The organism is Aquitalea sp. S1-19 (genome assembly GCF_024343515.1).
This window is the reverse complement of record NZ_RJTZ01000161.1, coordinates 1-4375: the sequence shown is the minus strand read 5'-3', so window position 1 is coordinate 4375 and position 4375 is coordinate 1. Positions and strand designations below refer to the sequence as shown.

At 59.0% G+C, this 4375-nt stretch carries 5 protein-coding genes; all 5 read right to left on the bottom strand.

Going from position 1 to position 4375, the window contains the following annotated elements; genetic code table 11:
• Positions 1-648, bottom strand: a 648-nt coding sequence (locus EGI20_RS16325) for a TRAP transporter substrate-binding protein (protein ID WP_498632735.1), incomplete at its 3' end; no start/stop codon positions are given.
• A 60-nt stretch (positions 649-708) separates the two neighbouring features.
• Positions 709-2199, bottom strand: a complete 1491-nt coding sequence (locus EGI20_RS16320) for a TRAP transporter large permease (RefSeq protein WP_498632734.1) — start codon at positions 2197-2199, stop codon at positions 709-711.
• Positions 2196-2747, bottom strand: coding sequence for a TRAP transporter small permease subunit (locus EGI20_RS16315; protein WP_498632732.1), 552 nt, complete (start codon positions 2745-2747; stop codon positions 2196-2198). Before EGI20_RS16315 ends, EGI20_RS16320 begins: the two co-directional genes overlap by 4 nt.
• Positions 2748-2958: 211 nt before the next feature.
• Entirely contained in the window at positions 2959-3462 is a 504-nt protein-coding gene (locus EGI20_RS16310) for a C40 family peptidase (protein ID WP_124734484.1), read from the bottom strand.
• Between the two features lie 70 nt (positions 3463-3532).
• The coding region (locus EGI20_RS16305; protein WP_498632731.1) for an ATP-binding cassette domain-containing protein at positions 3533-4375 on the bottom strand (843 nt) is incomplete at its 5' end.

Sequence of the window (4375 nt, the reverse complement as noted above, 5' to 3'; positions counted from 1 at the left end):
GACCCATTCGGTGGCGTCGATGGTGCCTTTTTCCAGCGCCGGATAGATGTCACCGGCCGGCAGGGACTGGGGAATTGCACCCATTTTGGCCATGATCTCGCCGCCAAAACCCGGGATGCGCATCTTCAGGCCCTTGAGATCAGCCATCGATTTCACTTCCTGGCGGAACCAGCCGCCCATCTGGCAACCGGTATTGCCGCCCGGGAAGTTGATAATGTTGTACTGGGCGTACAGCTCGCGCATTGCCTTGAGGCCGCCACCGTAGTAGAGCCAGGCATTTTGCTGGCGGGAAGTCAGGCCGAATGGCAAGGAGGTATCGAAGGCGAAGGCCTTGTTCTTGCCGACGTAGTAGTAGCCGGCGGTGTGGCCGCACTCGACCGTGCCGTTTTGCACCACATCCAGAACCTGGTTGCCCGGCGCGATCTCACCGGCCGGGAACACGCGGATCTGGAATTTGCCGCTGGTCAGCTCGGAAATGCGCTTGGCCATGCGCTCGGCCGCGCCGTAAATGGTGTCCAGGCTTTTGGGAAAGCTGGACGCCAGACGCCAACGGATGACTGGGGTGTCCGCTGCTAGCGCTGGGGCGCTGACTGCGGCCGCTGCCGCGCCGGCAACACCGGCTTTTTTGAGGAAGGAACGTCTTTCCATGGTTTTCTCCTTTGATGGGGTAGTTTGTGCCGTGCCGGCTATCTGCCGGCACGGTTGTTGTTATTGGCCGGACAACTGCTTAAGTAGCGCCGCGCCATCGTCGGCGGCTTCGCCGCTGGCCGCCGAGGCATCGCTATCGGCCGGAATTGCATTTTCAGGCAAAGCGGCATTGTCGATGGACAGCTGCTCCAGCACCTGTTCCGACTTGGATTCGTCGACCACGATTTCCTTGTCGCGGAACACCGTAGTCAGTGACGGGAAGGCGATGACCAGACCTATCATCACAATCTGTATCAGTACGAACGGGATCGCGCCTTTGTAGATGCTGCTGCTCTTGACCTCTTTCGGTGCCACGCTGCGCAGGTAGAACAGGGCGAAACCGAACGGTGGGTGCATGAACGAAGTCTGCATATTGACCGCCAGAATCACGCCGAACCACACAAGGTCAATGCCCAGGCTTTGCGCCACCGGTGCCAGCAGCGGTACCAGAATAAAGGCGATCTCGAAGAAGTCGAGGAAGAAGGCCAGGAAGAACACCATGATGTTCACGGCAACCAGGAAGCCGATTTCGCCGCCGGGCAAGGCGGTCAGCAGGTGTTCAACCCACTGGTCACCATTGACGCCCAAAAAGGCAATACGGAAGACGCGCGCACCAATCAGGATGAACACCACAAAGGTGGTCAGCTTGAGGGTCGAGTCCATCGCCTGCTTGAGCAGCTTGATATCCAGCTTACGGTTGATCATGGCCAGCACAATGGCACCGACCGCGCCCATGGCGCCGCCCTCGGTCGGGGTGGCGATGCCAAGGAAGATCGTGCCCAGTACCAGGAAGATCAGCAACAGCGGCGGCACCATCACCAGCAGGACTTGCAGCATCAACTTGCCGCCGCGCAAGGTGCGCGCCTCAGGTGGCAAAGCCGGCACCCATTGCGGGCGGAACAGCGAAATGCTGAAAATATACATGGCGTAAAAAACGCACAGCAGCAGACCCGGCAGCATGGCGGCGGCGTACATATCGCCCACCGAAGTGCCCAACTGGTCGGCCAGCACGATCAGTACCAGACTCGGCGGAATGATCTGTGCCAGCGTGCCGGACGCAGCAATCACGCCGGTGGCGACACGCTGGTCATAGCCGTAGCGCAGCATGATGGGCAGCGAAATCAGCCCCATCGAGATCACCGATGCGGCGACCACGCCGGTGGTGGCGGCCAGCAAGGCGCCGACAAAGATCACTGCATAGGCAATACCGCCACGCACCCGGCCGAACAGCTGGCCTATGGTGTCCAGCATGGCCTCGGCCATGCCCGAGCGTTCCAGTATCAGCCCCATAAAGGTGAAGAACGGAATCGCCAGCAGGGTGTCGTTGCGCATGATGTCGAACACCTGGCGCGGCAGTGCCTGCAATAGCTCGGGTCTGAGCAGGTCAAAATAGATGCCTATCCAGCTGAACAGCAGACCGACCGCAGACAGGGCGAAAGCAACAGGGTAGCCGATCAACAAGAAGAAGATCAGCGACACGAACATAATGGGGGCGAGCATTTCGAGGCTCATACATGCTCCTTATGTGGATCCAGTGCCTTGTCCAGCGGGTCGGCAGCGATGCCGGCAATAAAACCCAGGCGCTTGATGATTTCGGACAAACCTTGTGCCATCAGCAGGGTAAAGCCGATGGGAATCAGCAAAATGACCGGCCAGCGGATCAGGCCGCCGTTGTCGGACGACATCTCGCCGCTGGTCCATGCATCCATGAACATGGGCCAGCCGTAGGCGATGATCAGGTAGCACATGGGGAACAGGAACAGCACGGTGCAGACGATTTCCAGCATGGCCTGGGCGCGGCGCGAGAGCTTGCTGGACAGAAGGTCGATGCGGATATGCTCGTTTTTTTGCAGGGTATAAGCGCCGCCTAGCAAGAACATGGCGGAAAACAGATACCACTGAATCTCAAGAAAACCGTTCGAGCTGATATGAAGCGTTTTGCGGACAACGGCGTTGCCGGCACTGATAAGGACGACGATCAGGACAATCCATGAGGCGAACTGTCCTATGCGTGCATTGATCGCGTCGATGAGGCGCGATAGAGCGAGCAGCGACTGCACAAGTTTCTCCCGAGTGTGAGGCATTGGAATTGTTGTAATTGGTAGGCGTGGAGTAGCCCCTGACCAGCAGTGAGTTTAGTCGCAATGGGTTTTGATTGAGAAGACTCTAGGCATAAGGGGTATCCCTATGTCGTGATGCAGCCGCAAGCGGCTGCATGGGCGGTCTTGGGGCTGTCGTGCGGGAGGCGTGGATGCGTGTTGAGGCGGGTGCTCAGTTGAACAGGGTGCGGGCGCCGTCGAAGCGGCTCATAAACCAGGGATTATCCAGGCGCTCGACCCGGATCTGGCTATTGGTGCGCGGGGCGTGGACGAATTTGCCGTCGCCGATAAAAATGCCCATATGCGAGTAGCGGCGGTTCATGGTGTTGAAAAAGACAAAATCGCCGACCCGCAGCTGATTCATGCTGATCGATCTGCCTGCTTCGGCAATCTGTGCGGCAGTGCGCGGCAACTCGACGCCCAGTGCATTGCGGTAGATGTAGCCGGCCATGCCGCTGCAATCCAGACCGGCTTCCGGGTTGGTGCCGCCGAATTTGTAATCATTGCCCAAGAGACCGAGCGTCACCATCAGCACCTCGCGCCCGGCCCCATCGGCCTTAAGCCCGGCCAGCGAGATGCCGGGGCGCGGCTTTGGCGCGGGTTTCTTGGGCGGCGTGGTGGAGCAGGCCGCCAACAGCGTCAGCATGGCCAGGGTTGTGAGATGTTTGGCATTCATGGGATGGCCCCTTGCAAGCCCTGCCTGCCCGTGAGCGTACTTGGGCAGGCAAGGGTATTAGCTGCGATTTTTAGTTCTGCTTGGCTTCCAGTTCTTCCCAGCGCGCGAGTTTATCCAGCATGGCAAGCTCGATTTCCTCGATACGCAACTGCCAGGTATGGGCTTGTTGCGGCTGTTCGCGAAATACGGCAGGGTCCAGCAGTTTTTGTGTCAACTCGGCCTGCTCGCCTTCCAGTGCGGCAATTTCATCCGGCAACTGGGTCAGCTCGCGCGTTTCATTAAACGATAGTTTGTTGCGGCTGGCCTTGTTGCGTTCGGCCTTGGCTGTGCTGGCGGCTACCGGCTTGGCTGTGGCTTCGGCCGGTTTCATGGCCGCCATGCGCGCCTTGGTGTCTACCCAGTCCTGATAACCGCCCGGGTATTCTTCCAGTTTGCCGTCGCCTTCAAACACGATGGTCTGGGTGACGACATTGTCGAGGAAGGCGCGGTCATGGCTGACCAGAAACACGGTGCCTGCGTACTGGGTGATCAGTTCTTCCAGCAACTCAAGCGTATCGATATCCAGATCGTTGGTCGGTTCATCCAGCACCAGCACATTGGCCGGGCGGGTAAACAGGCGTGCCAGCAGCAGGCGGTTGCGCTCGCCACCGGACAGCGATTTGACCGGGCTGCGCGCACGCGCAGGCTCGAACAAAAAGTCTTCCAGATAGCTCATCACATGCTTTCTGTGGCCGGCGACTTCGATAAAGTCGTTGCCCTGGCTGATGACGTCGGCCACGCTCATTTCTTCGTCCAGCTGGGTGCGGAACTGGTCGAAGTAGGCAATATCAAGTTTGGTGCCGCGCTTGATGTCGCCGCTATCGGCTTCCAGCTCCCCCAGAATCAGCTTGAGCAAGGTGGTTTTGCCGGCGCC